Consider the following 13,602-nt stretch of genomic DNA (forward strand, 5'->3'; position numbering starts at 1 on the left):
GAAAATCGCCCGGCAGCCCCCTGTCCGGGCCGATTTCTGTGCGCGGCTCTTTTCCATTCCGCCGACATTGGGTAAGGAACCATCAAAGGAGCGCCCCATGAGCATGAATTCTTTCGGTCATCTTTTCCGTGTCACCACCTGGGGCGAAAGCCACGGGCCTGCCTTGGGGGCAACTGTGGACGGGTGTCCTCCGGGGGTGGAACTGACGCCTGAAATGCTGCAGCACTGGCTGGACCAGCGCAAACCGGGCACCAGCAAATACACCACCCAGCGGCGCGAGCCTGATCAGGTGAAAATCCTGTCTGGTATGTTCGAAGGTCAGACCACCGGCACGCCGATCCAGCTGATGATCGAAAACACCGATCAGCGCTCTAAGGATTATGGTGATATCGCCGAGAAATTCCGCCCCGGTCACGCCGACATCACCTATTGGCAGAAATACGGGATTCGCGATTATCGCGGTGGCGGGCGCTCGTCTGCCCGTGAAACCGCGGCCCGCGTGGCCGCTGGTGGCGTCGCGCGTGAGGCGATCAAGGCCATGGTGCCGGGCGTCGAAATCAAAGGCTACATGACCCAGATCGGCCCGCATGGCATTGACCGTGATCGGTTTGACTGGGACCAGATCGACCAAAACCCGTTCTGGTGCCCTGATGCCACTGCCGCAGGCGAATGGGCCGACTACATGGACGCGCTGCGCAAATCCGGCAATTCTGTTGGCGCTGTGGTCGAGGTCGTGGCCAAGGGTGTCCCCGCTGGGCTGGGCGCGCCGGTTTACGGCAAGATCGACACCGATCTGGCCGCCGCGATGATGTCGATTAACGCCGTGAAAGGCGTGGAAATTGGCGAGGGCATGAACGCCGCCTGCCTGACCGGCGAAGATAACGCCGACGAGATATTCATGGGGAATGACGGCCAGCCGGTGTATTCCTCGAACCACGCGGGCGGCATTCTGGGCGGGATTTCCACCGGGCAGGATCTGGTGGTGCGGTTCGCTGTGAAACCGACCAGCTCGATCCTGAAAACCCGCCAGACCATCACCAAATCCGGCGAGGCCGCCGAGATCATCACCAAGGGCCGTCACGATCCCTGCGTCGGCATTCGCGCCGTCCCCGTAGGCGAGGCGATGATGGCCTGCGTGATCCTGGACCACCTGCTGCTGCATCGCGGTCAGATCGGGGAAAACCGGGGCAAAATCGGGTGAGCGAGCCCCTGCGCCAAAAGCTCCGCCAGATCGCGGCAGCAGAAATGGCGCAGGATGCCGCGCATGACCTGGCGCACCTTGACCGGGTTTGGCTGACCTGCCACGACATCGCTGTCACGATGGATGCAGATATGGAGCCCCTTATGGCTGCCGCCTATTTGCATGACCTTGTGAACCTGCCCAAGGATGACCCGAACCGTGCCCGCGCCTCGACCCTGTCGGCGCAGGCCGCCGTTCCGCATATGCAGGCGCTGGGGCTGGCGGATACGCAGATTGCGCTGGCCTGTCACGCCATCGCGGCCCACAGCTTTTCGGCAGGAATAGAGCCTGAGTCTGACATCGCGCGTATTCTGCGCGACGCCGATCGCTTGGATGCATTAGGGGCCATTGGCATCGCAAGAACCTTTGCTGTTTCCGGGCAGCTTGGGCGCCGCTTCTATGACGCTCAAGACCCCTTTGCCATCGGTCGCAATCTGGACGATTTGCAGTTTGCCCTGGATCATTGGCCCAAGAAGCTGCTGCAATTGCCCAGGGACATGCTGACCGAACGCGGGCGTCAGATCGCTCGGACCCGCGTGGCGACCATGTTGGTTTTCATCACCCATTTCGCGTCCGAGATCGGCGCCCAAGTTCCCTCGGACTGGAGCAAACATGCTTGATATCCTGACGATCACCTTCCCGATTTTTGCCACCATCGCCCTTGGATATGGCAGCGTGCGCTATCGTGTGTTCAATCAGGCCGAGATGCGCACCCTGGGCAAATACGTGCTGAACATCGCGCTGCCCGCCTTGCTGCTTAGCGCGCTCAGCCGTCGCGAACTGTCCGAGGTCCTGAACGTCAGCTATGTCTTTGCCAGCCTACTGGGCGGTATCGCCGTGATTGCCGTGACCTATGGCGTGCTGTCCGCCCAGGGTGTCGGCCCCGCCCGCAAAGGCGTCGCGGCGATGGGGGCATCCTGCCCGAACTCGGGGTTCGTGGGCTTTCCCGTGCTGTTACTGCTGTTCCCAGACCATGCCGCGGTGGTTTTGGCGCTGAATTTCGTGGTCGAGAACTTCTTTATCATTCCCATATGCCTGATCCTGCTGGAGCTGTCCCGTGACACCAAGGACCTGTCCTGGGGCCGCCTTTTGGGCAACCTGTTCCTGTCGGTGCTGAAACGCCCCATGGTGATAGGCTTGCTGGGTGGGTTCGTGCTGATGCTTGCAGGGATCGAGCTGCCCTCGGCGGCGAACCGGCTGCTGGATATGCTGGCCGCGTCCGCCTCGGCCCTGGCGCTGTTCGTGATCGGGGGCTCGCTGGTTGGCTTGCCGCTTGCGGGGAACTCTACACTGGCGGCGCAAACCATTGTGGCCAAGCTGGTCGCCCACCCGGCGCTTGTGCTTGGCGCGGCGATGCTGATCCCCGTGGTAGGCTTGCCCGCCCTTGCGCCTGAAATGTATGTTGCGCTGATCCTGTCCGCAGCCATGCCCATGTTCGGCATCTACACGGTGCTCGCGCAGGAATACGGTCACGAGGGGTTGGCCTCGCTGTCGCAAGTCGGCGCGACCTTCGCGTCCTTCTTTACGCTTTCGGCGCTGCTTTTGCTGCTTTAAACGCGCTGTTTGGACAGCTGTACCGCCAGGATTCCCAAAGCGATCGCCACCACGCCGACCACGTCCAGCAGGCCCAAGCTTTCCCCCAGCAGAACAGCGGCGACGGCTACACCGAAGAACGGGTTCAGGAAATGGTAGGTCGAGGCTTTGACGGCCCCGATCCGGTTCACCAACCAGAACCACACCCAAGTGGCCGTCAGTCCGGGCACCAGCGTGGTGTACAGGAACGCCACCACCAGCTGCCACGTCAGATCAAAGCTTTGATCTTCGAACAGTGCCGCCGGAACCGCAAGAATGACCGAGCCCACCAGCATTTGCAGCCCGACGATCATCATCACGTTCCCCCCCGAGGACGCACCGCGCACGGACAGGGTTGCGACGGTCAGGGCGATCGCAGCGATAAAGCATAAGGCAAGACCCACCCTGTCGACCTGACCTTCAAGACGGGCGCCCATGATGATCACCACACCCAAAACGCCCAGCATCAAGCCAAGAACACCAACCTTGGGCAGCCGGTCCTTGAAAACCACCCACCCGGCCAGCGCCACCATCAGCGGCATGGTCGACGCGATGATCGAGGCAAGGCTGGCCTCGATCGTCTGCATGGCCACAAAGTTCAACCCCAGATACAGGGCGTTCTGGCAAAGGCCGAACAGGATCGTTGCCTTCCATTGGGCGCGGTTCAGACGAAAGCTTTGACCCAGCGCCAGGGCGATGCCCACACCGATCAGACCCGACAGAAGAAAGCGCAGTGACAACGAGCCCATGGGCGGCGCGTATTGCACGATCACCCGCGCCGAGGTGAAGGCCGAGGACCACATGAACGCGAACGCCATGCCCATTCCGATTGCTCTGATGTCCACCCGATGTCTCCTTAATAGAAAAGGGCCGCCCCGTCTGGGACGACCCTTTCCGAAACTTTGATCAAAAGCAAGATCAGGCGTTCACGCTGTCCTTCAGCGCTTTGGCAATGGTCATCTTCACAACCTTGTCGGCCTCTTTCTTGATTTGCTCGTTGGTGGCGGGGTTACGCACCATACGCTCGGGGCGCTCGCGGCAGTAGATTTTGCCGACGCCGGGCAGAGTCACGGCACCGCCGCCGGACACTTCACGAGTGATGATGGTGGTCACGGCTTCCAGAGCAGCGCCAGCAGCTTTCTTGTCTACGCCCATTTCCTCGGCCAGTGCGGCAACCAGTTGGGTCTTGGTCAACGGTTTGGTCATTTTTTTGTTCTCCTTCATTTGCCCGATTTCTTGGGCCTCATTGCCCGGCATTTAACTGTATGTCGTGGGGGAACACAACGAATTGTGTCCCTGAACCCCATAAAAACATACGTTTTGTGACACCTGACGCTAGGTCAAAGAAACGCTGTCTCGTCAAAACTGCGCAGCTTGCGGCTGTGAATGCGTTCCAGCGGCATTTCTCTTAACCGCTCCATCGCCCGAATGCCAATCAGCAAATGACGCGAAACCTGCGTTTTATAGAAATCGCTGGCCATGCCGGGCAGCTTCAGCTCTCCGTGCAGGGGTTTATCGCTGACGCACAAAAGCGTGCCGTAGGGAACGCGGAATCGGAACCCGTTTGCGGCGATGGTGGCGCTTTCCATATCCAAAGCCACGGCGCGGGATTGAGACAGGCGCTGCACCGGCCCGGCTTGATCGCGCAGCTCCCAGTTTCGGTTGTCCAGGCTGGCGACGGTGCCGGTGCGCATCACGCGTTTCAGGTCATACCCCTCAAGCGCGGTTTCATCTGCCACGGCCTGTTCCAGGGCGATCTGAATCTCGGCCAGCGCGGGCACGGGCACCCAGACAGGCAGGTCATCGTCCAGCACCTTGTCCTCGCGCACATAGGCGTGGGCCAGTACGAAATCACCCAAGGACTGACTGGCGCGCAGCCCCGCACAATGGCCCACCATGACCCACGCATGAGGCCGCAGCACCGCAATATGATCGGTCGCCGTTTTCGCATTCGACGGCCCCACCCCGATGTTCACCAAGGTAATCCCAGCCCCATGTTTCCGCTTAAGGTGATAAGCTGGCATCTGAGGCAACTTGTCGGTGGGCAGCAGCGGATCATCGGGGCCCGTAATCTGTGCATTCCCGGTGCTGACAAACGCCGTATAGCCGCTGTCCGGATCCGCCAGCATCTTGCGGGCATAGGCCTCGAATTCGGACACGTAGAACTGGTAGTTGGTGAACAGCACGTGGTTCTGGAAATGCTCGGGGTCCGTGGCGGTATAGTGCGACAGGCGCGCCAGGGAATAATCCACACGCTGCGCGCTAAAGGGCGCCAGGGGGCGCGTGCCGTCTGCGGGCACGGCATAGGTTCCGTTCACGATATCATCATTGGTGGTGCTCAGGTCCGGCACATCGAACACGTCGCGCAGAGTAAAGGCCGCCGCGCCTTCATGAGGGACGGTCGCCCCGCCCACGGACATCGCGAAATGCACCGGCATCGGGGTGTCCGACACACCGATTTGAACAGGAACACCGTGGTTGCAAACCAGCAGGTCGATCTGCTGCTTTAGGTAATGCTCGAACAGATCTGGGCGGGTGATAGTGGTGGCATAGGTGCCCGGCTCGGCCACATGCCCAAAGCTCAGGCGGCTGTCGATCTGGGCGAAACTGGTGGTGGTGATGCGGACCTCGGGGTAATACGCGCGATAGCGCACCCGCGTCTCGCCGTCCTTCATGGCTTCTGCAAACGAAAGCTGCAGAAAGTCCACCGCGCCGCGATACAACTCGATCAGACGCGCCACTGCGGCTGCAGGATCGGTGAACGTCTGTTTCTGCGGCAGATCTGGGGTCAGAACGGCGGGCTGCTGTGGGGTCATACGGTCCTCGGGTCTTTTAGAGGACGTTGACACGAGGGCCGCCCACGTTCAACCCGCGTGACACCTTGGAGGCAGCCACACGGGCCACCCCCAAGCATGCCTGCAGCGAAACTCAGGCGGCGTCGAAGTCCAGAACCAGCTTTTCGCTGGTTGGGCGCGTCTGGCAGCCCAGTATGAAACCGGCCTCCAGTTCCCATTCTTCCAGCGAATAGTTCACGGCCATTTCGGCGCTGCCTTCCTCGACCTTGCAGCGGCAGGTGCAGCACATGCCGCCCTTGCACGAATAGGGCAGTTCCAGGCCCTGTCGCGCGGCGGCGTCCAGAACCGTTTCATCCTGTGCGTCGAATTCAAAGACGCGGCGAGTGCCATCCAGGATGACCTCGACCGTGACCCCTTGTTCCGCGGCAGCCTGGGCGGCGGCGGATGCGGGTGCCTTGGGGGCCTCACCTTCATAGAAGCGTTCAAAATGGATCGCGGTTTTCTCGACGCCTTCGGTTTCAAGCGTGGCAGCAACGTCGTCGATCATGTCACCGGGGCCACACAGATAGATGCCATCCGCCTGAAGATCGATCGCGCCGGCGCGGCCCAATGCGGCGATTTTCTCGCCGGTAATGCGACCGTTCAACAGGTCCACGTCTTGCGGCTCGCGGCTGAGGATGTGGATCAGGGTAAAGCGATCAGTATAGCGATCCTTCAGCGCGTCCAACGCCTCGCGGAACATGATGCTATCGGTTTTGCGGTTGCCATAGACCAGCGTGACCTCATGGCCCTGCGCGAGTTGGTCTGCAGCGATGGACACCATCGGGGTGATGCCCGACCCTGCCGCGATCAGGATCAGCTGCTTTTCACCCTTGGGCGTAAAGCGTCCCTCGGGCGGCATGACCTGGATCGTATCCCCGGCTTGCAGCCCCTGCGCGAAGGTCGAGAATTTGCCCTCATCGACCCGCTTCACACCCACGGTCAGCGGCCTGCCGGGCAGGCTGGCAATGGAATAAGACCGGCGCAGATCCTCGCCCTCGATTTCAGTGCGCAGGGTCAGGTATTGGCCGGGTTTCCAGTCAAAGGTGCCGTTCAGATCGGTCGGCACATCAAAGGTGATCGCCACTGCATCGGGCGTTTCGTGGGTCACGGTCTGGATGGTCAGGTTGTGAAACATCTCGCCAGTCCTCTCAGATACATTTGAAATAGTCGAAGGGTTCGGCGCAGGCCGTGCAGCGGTATTGCGCCTTGCACGCGGTCGAGCCGAACTCGGATAGTCGTTCTGTTTGCGTCGAGCCGCAGCGCGGGCAGGTCACGGTGGTTTCGCCGAACAGCATCAGGCCTTTTCCTGTCGCCTCTTCGGGTGGAGCGATCCCGTATTCCCGCAGCTTCTGCCGGCCATCGGCGCTGATCCAATCGGTGGTCCAGGCAGGCGACAGGATGCGTTCGATATGAACCTTTTCAAACCCGGCATCGCGGATCGCGGTTTCGATCGCCAGCTCGATGGCTAGGGTCGCCGGGCAGCCCGAATAAGTGGGCGTAACACCGGCTTTCACGGCACCATCTTCGAGCCTAACCCAGCGCAAGATTCCCAAGTCCGCAACGGTGACACAGGGCACCTCGGGATCTGGAACTTGCGCTGCGGCGTCCCAGGCGCGCGCCTCCTCTTGCGCGGCCCGGGACATTACCAGCTGGCCCCAGGATGGGCCCGGTACAGCGATTGCATCTCGGCCAACAGATGGCCAAGGTCCTCGCCATGCACGCCCTCTCGGCCGCCGGTGTGGGGATAGTCGATGCTGGGCACATCCAGCAACGCCTGTTCGAAAATCTGAGCGATCACCGCATCAAAGGCAGGGCGCATGTCGGCCCGCTTGGGCAGAATGCCCGCCGCCTCGGCCTCTTGCGCGGCTTCGGAACTGACGAACAACTCGTCGACATAGATCGACAGCGCCTCAACAGCATCCTTCATCCGACGCGCGCTTTCCTCGGTGCCATCGCCCAGACGGATCACCCACTCACCCGCATGACGGATGTGATAGGCCATCTCTTTCACCGCCTTGCCAGCAACCCCGCGGATCACCTCGTCCGAACTTTCGGCCGCAGCTTCCCAATAGGGCTTCATGAAGGCCGCGAAATACAGCTGACGCAGCATGGTATGGGCGAAATCTTCGTTGCGACGCTCGACCAGCAGACAGTTGCGATACTCCCGCTCACCCCGCAAATAGGCCATGTCATCCTCGGACTGACCCTTACCTTCCAGGTTCGCGGCATGCTCATACAACGTGCGCGCTGTGCCGATCATGTCCAACGCCATGTTCGGCATGGCCAGGTCTTCCTCCAGCAAGGGCGCATGTCCGCACCATTCCGACACCCGATGCCCCAGCACCAGATTGTCATCCGCCAGTTCCAGAATTGCCTGATAGATGGCCATCACATATGCCCCACTTCTTCTGGGATGTCATAGAAGGTGGGATGACGGTAAATCTTGTCCGCCGTCGGCTCGAAATTTTCGTCAGCCTGATCAGGGTCGCTGGCCACGATGTCCGCAGACCGAACCACCCAGATCGAGGTTCCCTCGCCCCGGCGCGTATACACATCACGGGCAGCCTGCACGGCCATCACCTCATCTGCGGCATGGATCGAGCCCACATGTTTGTGCGACAGCCCATTGCGCGGCCGAATGAATACTTCCCAAAGCGGAGTTGTACTGACCATCTCGCTCTCCTCTCAATTCTCGTGAATTCCCAAAGGGACGGTGGGCGGGGCGACGTTGCCAACGGCAACGAGCGTCGTCCCGCCAGTCCTGTTACTCAGCGGCCATCTTGCGCGACCGGCGCTTCTCGGCATGGGCCAGCGCAGCCTCGCGCACCCAAGCGCCATCGTCCCAGGCCTTCTTGCGGTCGCGAATCCGGTCCCGCGCCATCGGGCCATGCCCCTTCACCACGCGCCAAAATTCGCTCCAGTCGATCTCGCCGTGGTCATAGCCGCCCTTCTCCTCGTTCCATTTCAGATCGGGATCAGGGATTTTCAGACCCAGGTATTCGGCTTGCGGCACGGTCGCATCAATAAACTTCTGCCGCAGCTCGTCATTGCTGAACCGCTTGATCTTCCACGCCATGGACTGATCCGAGTGCTGGCTGTCCGCGTCATGCGGCCCGAACATCATGATCGAGGGCCACCACCACCGGTTCAGGCTGTCCTGCGCCATTTCCTTTTGCTCGGGTGTGCCCTGCGCCAGCGTCATGACGATCTCATAGCCCTGACGTTGGTGGAAACTCTCTTCCTTACACACCCGGATCATCGCGCGGGCGTAGGGCCCGAATGAACAACGACACAGCGGGATCTGGTTCATGATCGCGGCGCCATCGACCAGCCAGCCAATGGTGCCGATATCGGCCCAGCTCAGCGTGGGATAGTTGAAAATCGAAGAATACTTGGCCTTGCCCGAGTGCAGCTCCTCGGTCATTTCTTCGCGACTGACACCCAGCGTTTCAGCGGCCGAATACAGGTACAGCCCGTGACCGCCTTCATCCTGCACCTTGGCCAGCAAGGCGGCCTTACGGCGCAGCGTCGGGGCGCGGGTGATCCAATTGCCCTCGGGCAGCATACCCACGATTTCCGAATGCGCGTGCTGGCCGATCTGGCGCACCAAGGTGCGGCGATAGCCTTCGGGCATTTCATCATTCGGTTCAATCTTTTGCTCGGCATCAATCCGAGCCTGGAACCGGTCCAGAAATTCCTGAGTTTCCTGGGTGCTGCCATCAGCCCCAATCAAACCTTGTGAATACATGGCTTGGTCTCCTCCTGTCGCTCAGCTCGTTATATGTTACGAAATATATAAATGAAAGAATTTTTGTAACACTTGTGATCAGAAAAGTTTCAACGCAGGTTAATCTTATGACTAAGACATTGATCTCATTCGGGCATGGTTACTCCGCTGCCGCTTTGGCGCAGCGGCTGATTTCTCGGGATTGGCGGGTTTTCGGCACAACCCGAAGCCCTGAAAAAGCCAAACCGATTCGAGAAACAGGGGTCACACCGATCGTTCTGGACGACAAGGACGCACAGGTTGAAAGCGCGTTATCCCACGCGACACACCTACTGATCTCTGCCGGCCCGGGTGCAGACGGAGACCCAACCCTTCGACGTTTTGGCGCCCAGATCGCGGCCGCCCCACATTTGGAATGGGTCGGCTACCTGTCCACCACCGGAGTTTATGGCGATCATCAGGGTGGCTGGGTGGATGAGAACACTCCGCTGACCCCTTCGACCCAGCGCGGAAAATGGCGTGTCGCGGCCGAGCGGGAATGGCAGTCGCTGGGCCTGCCCCTGCATATCTTCAGGCTGGCCGGAATATATGGCCCTGGGCGCGGACCTTTCGCCAAGGTACGCAGCGGCACGGCGCGACGGATCATCAAGGAAAACCAGGTTTTCAGCCGCATTCATGTCGAAGATATCGCTCAAGTGCTGCATGCCTCGATCACGCGGCCCAATCCGGGCGCAATCTACAATGTCTGTGATGATCTGGCCGCTCCGCCCCAGGACGTCATCGCACATGCAGCCAATTTGCTGGGCTTACCAGTGCCACCGGCCGTGCCATTTGAACACGCGGACATGACACCCATGGCCCGCAGTTTCTATGCGGAATCCAAGCGTGTTCGAAATGATCGGATCAAGGACGAGCTGGGCGTCAGCCTGACCTATCCGGACTACCAGTCCGGATTGGCCGCACTTATTTGATGGCCAGAAGGATCAGTGCATTCATCAGGTAGAAAATCGCGTGATCGGTCGAGGCCGAGCTGCTTGCGTCGGCGGCGATCACCTGTGGGTCCATCTTGCCTTTATCAGCGCTACCAGCAACCGCAGGGGCGGCCGAAAGCATTAGAATCAGGGGCAGTGCTGCAAATTTTTTCATGCTCTTTGTTCTCCGATCTGAGCGATTTCCAAGGCTGATAGCACCTTTGCCTGAATTTTGGGCGCATTCAAGCCCGCAACGGCGTACATATCAGCAGGGTTTGCTTGATCGATGAAAATATCTGGCAAAACCATCGAGCGAAATTTGAGCCCAGTGTCAAAAACACCCTCTTCAGCCAACAGATGGGCGACGTGGCTGCCAAAGCCACCGATGGCACCCTCTTCGATGGTGATCAGCGCCTCGTGATCGGCGGCAAGCTGCAGGATCAGCTCGCGGTCCAGGGGTTTGGCGAAACGCGCGTCAGCCACGGTCGGGGTGATGCCCTGAGCTTGCAGCAGTTCACAAGCGGCCATTACTTCGGACAGGCGCGTACCAAAGGACAGGATCGCGACGCGGTTACCCTGTTGGATCATCCGGCCCTTACCGATCTCAATCGGCTCGCCGCGTTCGGGCATGTCCACGCCCACGCCTTCACCGCGCGGATACCGGAACGCAATCGGGCCATCGTCATAGGCAGCAGCGGTGGCGACCATGTGCACCAACTCGGCCTCGTCCGCGGCGGCCATCACCACAATGCCCGGCAGATTGGCCAGAAACGCGGTGTCAAAGCTGCCTGCATGGGTGGCGCCATCGGCCCCAACCAACCCGGCCCGGTCAATCGCAAAGCGCACGGGCAGGCGCTGAATCGCAACGTCATGCACCACCTGATCATAGCCCCGCTGAAGGAAGGTGGAATACATCGCGCAGAACGGCTTCAACCCACCTGCGGCCAGCCCGGCGGCAAAAGTCACCGCGTGCTGTTCTGCAATGCCCACGTCAAAACAGCGGCTGGGATAGCGTTCAGCGAACAGGTTCAACCCGGTCCCGTCAGGCATCGCTGCCGTCACCGCGCAGATCTTGTCATCCGCAGCGGCCATGTTCACCAGCGTCTGTCCAAACACCGATGTATAGCTTGGCGCGTTCGACGGCGCTTTTTTCTGCTTTCCAGTGATCACGTCGAATTTCGCGGTGGCATGACCCCGGTCGCGTGCTTGCTCGGCTGGGGCATAGCCCTTGCCTTTTTTGGTGATCACATGAAGCAGAATTGGCCCGGTTGCCCGTGCTTTGACAGTGCGCAGAACCGGCAGCAGCTGGTCCAGATCGTGGCCATCAATCGGCCCGATGTAGGAAAAGCCAAGTTCTTCGAACAGCGTGCCACCGACAGTCATGCCTTTCAACATTTCCTTGGCGCGCTTGGCACCCTCGCGGAACGGTTCGGGCAGCAGGCTGACGGCGCCCTTGGCGGCGGCCTTGAATTCCTGAAACGGCTCGCCCGCATACAACCGGCTAAGATAGTTGGACAGCGCACCCACCGGCGGAGCGATCGACATGTCGTTGTCGTTCAGGACCACGATCAGGCGCTTTTTCAGATGGCCAGCGTTGTTCATTGCCTCAAAGGCCATGCCCGCGCTCATGGACCCGTCGCCAATCACGGCAATCGCGTCACCCAAGCCTCCCTCGGCGTTGCCACCCAGATCACGCGCGACGGCAAAGCCCAACGCGGCCGAAATCGAAGTCGAGCTGTGTGCCGCGCCGAACGGGTCAAAGGGGCTCTCGGATCGTTTGGTGAACCCAGACAGCCCATCCTTTTGCCGCAGAGTGCGGATACGGTCACGCCGACCGGTCAGGATCTTGTGCGGATAACATTGGTGGCTGACGTCCCAGATCACCTTGTCCTTGGGCGTGTCAAACACGGCATGCAAAGCGACGGTCAGTTCGACCACGCCCAGACCCGCGCCCAGATGGCCACCCGTTTCCGAAACAGCACTGACAGTTTCGGCCCTCAACTCGTTTGCAATTTGATGCAGCTGAGCGTCGCTGAGCCCTTTCAGGTCAGCGGGGACATTCACTTTGTCCAGCAATGGCGTGTGCGGTCGGTCCGACATGGGCCCTCCGGGCGGCAGTTAGCTTGCACGCGAAATAACGAAGCGAGCGGCCTCTCGCAAGGTGTCCGCCTGACTTCCATACACAGCTAGGGCATCGCAGGCCTGTGTCACCAGCCCCGATGCGCGAGCTTTCGCCGCATCCAGACCCAAAAGGGACACGAACGTGGCCTTGCCCGCGTCCGCGTCCTTGCCTACGGCCTTGCCCACGGTTTCGGCGTCACCCTCGATATCCAGCACGTCATCCCAGATCTGGAACGCCAAGCCCAAACAGCGCGAGTAAGTCTTCAAAGCAGCCGGATCGTCCCCTGCCATGATCGCGCCGGCGGTGGCGGACCATCCGATCAGCGCCCCGGTTTTCCCGGCCTGCAGACGTGTGATCTGCTCCAGGTTCAACGGGTCAGCCACAGATTCAGCCGCGATATCCATTTCCTGGCCGCCAACCATGCCCGCAATACCAGCGGCGCGTGCGAAGCCGTCGATCAAGGTAATTTTCCGCGCGGGATCGCACTCGACCTGACACAGCGCCTGAAAGGCCAGCGATTGCAGCGCATCTCCGGCCAGAACCGCCGTTACCTCGTTCCATTTGACATGCACCGTGGGCTGGCCCCGGCGAAGGGCGTCATCGTCCATGCACGGCATGTCGTCATGCACCAAAGAATAGGCGTGCATGCATTCGATCGCAGCCGCAGCCGGTATCGCCGAGGGTTTCGAAATCCCGTGCAGGCGCGCGCTTTCCAGTACCAGAAAACCGCGCAGACCCTTGCCGCCCATGCAGGCATATTCCATCGCCTGGGCAACGGGGCTGTCCTGCCCGTCCAAGGCCTGACGCACCCAACCTTCGGCGGCGTCGCGGGCTTGACCCAGCGCGCTCTGCAAATCGACATGGCTCATGGGTGCCTCTTACAGACCTTCAACAGGCTTTAGACCAGCGGCATTTCCGTCCCCATCCAACGTGATGGCGGCGACCTTTTCCTCGGCCTCTTTCAGCTTGGTCTCGCAGCGCTTTTTCAGCTCGGCCCCGCGTTCATACAGCTTGATGGAATCGTCCAGCGCCACATCACCGCGTTCCAGCTGGCCTACGACTTGCTCCAGCTCGGCCATGGCCTCTTCGAAAGTCATTTCGGATACAGGACGGTCGGTCATCGGGGGCTCCTT

16 protein-coding genes are annotated in these 13,602 nt (G+C 60.5%); 4 read left to right on the top strand and 12 right to left on the bottom strand.

Annotated features, from left to right (window positions below; translation table 11 throughout):
- The first annotated feature begins 97 nt into the window (after positions 1-97).
- The 3 genes from aroC to ACOQOQ_RS04095 are packed head-to-tail and all read left to right on the top strand — an operon-like array spanning position 98 to position 2,794.
- Complete coding sequence (gene aroC / locus ACOQOQ_RS04085; protein ID WP_420568862.1) at positions 98-1,201, top strand: chorismate synthase; 1,104 nt, start codon at positions 98-100, stop codon at positions 1,199-1,201.
- Complete coding sequence (locus ACOQOQ_RS04090; protein WP_420568863.1) at positions 1,198-1,860, top strand: HD domain-containing protein; 663 nt, start codon at positions 1,198-1,200, stop codon at positions 1,858-1,860. Before aroC ends, ACOQOQ_RS04090 begins: the two co-directional genes overlap by 4 nt.
- Positions 1,853-2,794, top strand: coding sequence for an AEC family transporter (locus ACOQOQ_RS04095; protein WP_420568864.1), 942 nt, complete (start codon positions 1,853-1,855; stop codon positions 2,792-2,794). The genes ACOQOQ_RS04090 and ACOQOQ_RS04095 overlap by 8 nt, the downstream gene beginning before the upstream one ends.
- Here ACOQOQ_RS04095 and ACOQOQ_RS04100 read toward each other — a convergent pair.
- From ACOQOQ_RS04100 to paaA, 8 genes are all read right to left on the bottom strand, one after another.
- Positions 2,791-3,657 carry a DMT family transporter gene (locus ACOQOQ_RS04100; protein WP_420568865.1) on the bottom strand — a complete coding sequence of 289 codons (867 nt, stop codon included), beginning with the start codon at positions 3,655-3,657 and terminating at the stop codon, positions 2,791-2,793. The genes ACOQOQ_RS04095 and ACOQOQ_RS04100 overlap by 4 nt on opposite strands.
- Positions 3,658-3,730: 73 nt before the next feature.
- A complete protein-coding gene (locus ACOQOQ_RS04105; RefSeq protein WP_420568866.1) occupies positions 3,731-4,018 on the bottom strand; it encodes an HU family DNA-binding protein in 288 nt (95 codons plus the stop codon).
- Between the two features lie 134 nt (positions 4,019-4,152).
- Complete coding sequence (locus ACOQOQ_RS04110) at positions 4,153-5,628, bottom strand: AMP nucleosidase (protein WP_420568867.1); 1,476 nt, start codon at positions 5,626-5,628, stop codon at positions 4,153-4,155.
- 112 nt (positions 5,629-5,740) lie between these two features.
- On the bottom strand, positions 5,741-6,784 hold the full coding sequence (locus ACOQOQ_RS04115; RefSeq protein WP_420568868.1) for a 2Fe-2S iron-sulfur cluster-binding protein: 1,044 nt from the start codon (positions 6,782-6,784) through the stop codon (positions 5,741-5,743).
- A 13-nt stretch (positions 6,785-6,797) separates the two neighbouring features.
- A complete protein-coding gene (paaD, locus tag ACOQOQ_RS04120) occupies positions 6,798-7,292 on the bottom strand; it encodes a 1,2-phenylacetyl-CoA epoxidase subunit PaaD (RefSeq protein WP_420568869.1) in 495 nt (164 codons plus the stop codon).
- Complete coding sequence (gene paaC, locus ACOQOQ_RS04125) at positions 7,292-8,038, bottom strand: 1,2-phenylacetyl-CoA epoxidase subunit PaaC (protein WP_420568870.1); 747 nt, start codon at positions 8,036-8,038, stop codon at positions 7,292-7,294. Before paaC ends, paaD begins: the two co-directional genes overlap by 1 nt.
- Entirely contained in the window at positions 8,038-8,322 is a 285-nt protein-coding gene (gene paaB / locus ACOQOQ_RS04130; RefSeq protein WP_420568871.1) for a 1,2-phenylacetyl-CoA epoxidase subunit PaaB, read from the bottom strand. Before paaB ends, paaC begins: the two co-directional genes overlap by 1 nt.
- A gap of 91 nt (positions 8,323-8,413) precedes the next feature.
- Positions 8,414-9,397, bottom strand: coding sequence for a 1,2-phenylacetyl-CoA epoxidase subunit PaaA (gene paaA, locus ACOQOQ_RS04135; RefSeq protein ID WP_420568872.1), 984 nt, complete (start codon positions 9,395-9,397; stop codon positions 8,414-8,416).
- Positions 9,398-9,504: 107 nt separating this feature from the next.
- On the opposite strand from paaA, the gene ACOQOQ_RS04140 reads away from it, so the two are divergent.
- Positions 9,505-10,347: an SDR family oxidoreductase gene (locus ACOQOQ_RS04140; RefSeq protein WP_420568873.1), complete on the top strand. Its 843-nt coding sequence runs from the start codon at positions 9,505-9,507 to the stop codon at positions 10,345-10,347.
- Here the strand turns inward: ACOQOQ_RS04140 and ACOQOQ_RS04145 are convergent.
- From ACOQOQ_RS04145 to ACOQOQ_RS04160, 4 genes are read right to left on the bottom strand one after another with little or no spacing between them, the layout of a single operon-like run.
- Complete coding sequence (locus tag ACOQOQ_RS04145; protein WP_420568874.1) at positions 10,340-10,522, bottom strand: hypothetical protein; 183 nt, start codon at positions 10,520-10,522, stop codon at positions 10,340-10,342. The genes ACOQOQ_RS04140 and ACOQOQ_RS04145 overlap by 8 nt on opposite strands.
- Positions 10,519-12,447: a 1-deoxy-D-xylulose-5-phosphate synthase gene (dxs, locus tag ACOQOQ_RS04150; protein WP_420568875.1), complete on the bottom strand. Its 1,929-nt coding sequence runs from the start codon at positions 12,445-12,447 to the stop codon at positions 10,519-10,521. Before dxs ends, ACOQOQ_RS04145 begins: the two co-directional genes overlap by 4 nt.
- Before the next feature lie 18 nt (positions 12,448-12,465).
- Complete coding sequence (locus ACOQOQ_RS04155) at positions 12,466-13,338, bottom strand: polyprenyl synthetase family protein (RefSeq protein ID WP_420568876.1); 873 nt, start codon at positions 13,336-13,338, stop codon at positions 12,466-12,468.
- A gap of 9 nt (positions 13,339-13,347) precedes the next feature.
- The gene (locus tag ACOQOQ_RS04160) at positions 13,348-13,590 is read right to left on the bottom strand and encodes an exodeoxyribonuclease VII small subunit (RefSeq protein WP_420568877.1); all 243 of its coding nucleotides are present in this window, start codon (positions 13,588-13,590) and stop codon (positions 13,348-13,350) included.
- Between the last annotated feature and the right edge of the window lie 12 nt (positions 13,591-13,602).

It is taken from the genome of Thalassovita sp. (assembly GCF_965218685.1).
In the GTDB taxonomy this organism is placed as follows: Bacteria; Pseudomonadota; Alphaproteobacteria; order Rhodobacterales; family Rhodobacteraceae; genus Thalassobius.

Coding starts and splice junctions, on each gene's coding strand:
- dxs (WP_420568875.1), bottom strand. CDS start 12,447: ATGTCGGACCGACCGCACACGCCATTGCTGGACAAAGTGAATGTCCCC.
- ACOQOQ_RS04160 (WP_420568877.1), bottom strand. CDS start 13,590: ATGACCGACCGTCCTGTATCCGAAATGACTTTCGAAGAGGCCATGGCC.
- ACOQOQ_RS04115 (WP_420568868.1), bottom strand. CDS start 6,784: ATGTTTCACAACCTGACCATCCAGACCGTGACCCACGAAACGCCCGAT.
- ACOQOQ_RS04145 (WP_420568874.1), bottom strand. CDS start 10,522: ATGAAAAAATTTGCAGCACTGCCCCTGATTCTAATGCTTTCGGCCGCC.
- paaA (WP_420568872.1), bottom strand. CDS start 9,397: ATGTATTCACAAGGTTTGATTGGGGCTGATGGCAGCACCCAGGAAACT.
- ACOQOQ_RS04110 (WP_420568867.1), bottom strand. CDS start 5,628: ATGACCCCACAGCAGCCCGCCGTTCTGACCCCAGATCTGCCGCAGAAA.
- ACOQOQ_RS04105 (WP_420568866.1), bottom strand. CDS start 4,018: ATGACCAAACCGTTGACCAAGACCCAACTGGTTGCCGCACTGGCCGAG.
- ACOQOQ_RS04140 (WP_420568873.1), top strand. CDS start 9,505: ATGACTAAGACATTGATCTCATTCGGGCATGGTTACTCCGCTGCCGCT.
- paaC (WP_420568870.1), bottom strand. CDS start 8,038: ATGGCCATCTATCAGGCAATTCTGGAACTGGCGGATGACAATCTGGTG.
- paaD (WP_420568869.1), bottom strand. CDS start 7,292: ATGTCCCGGGCCGCGCAAGAGGAGGCGCGCGCCTGGGACGCCGCAGCG.
- paaB (WP_420568871.1), bottom strand. CDS start 8,322: ATGGTCAGTACAACTCCGCTTTGGGAAGTATTCATTCGGCCGCGCAAT.
- ACOQOQ_RS04155 (WP_420568876.1), bottom strand. CDS start 13,338: ATGAGCCATGTCGATTTGCAGAGCGCGCTGGGTCAAGCCCGCGACGCC.
- aroC (WP_420568862.1), top strand. CDS start 98: ATGAGCATGAATTCTTTCGGTCATCTTTTCCGTGTCACCACCTGGGGC.
- ACOQOQ_RS04095 (WP_420568864.1), top strand. CDS start 1,853: ATGCTTGATATCCTGACGATCACCTTCCCGATTTTTGCCACCATCGCC.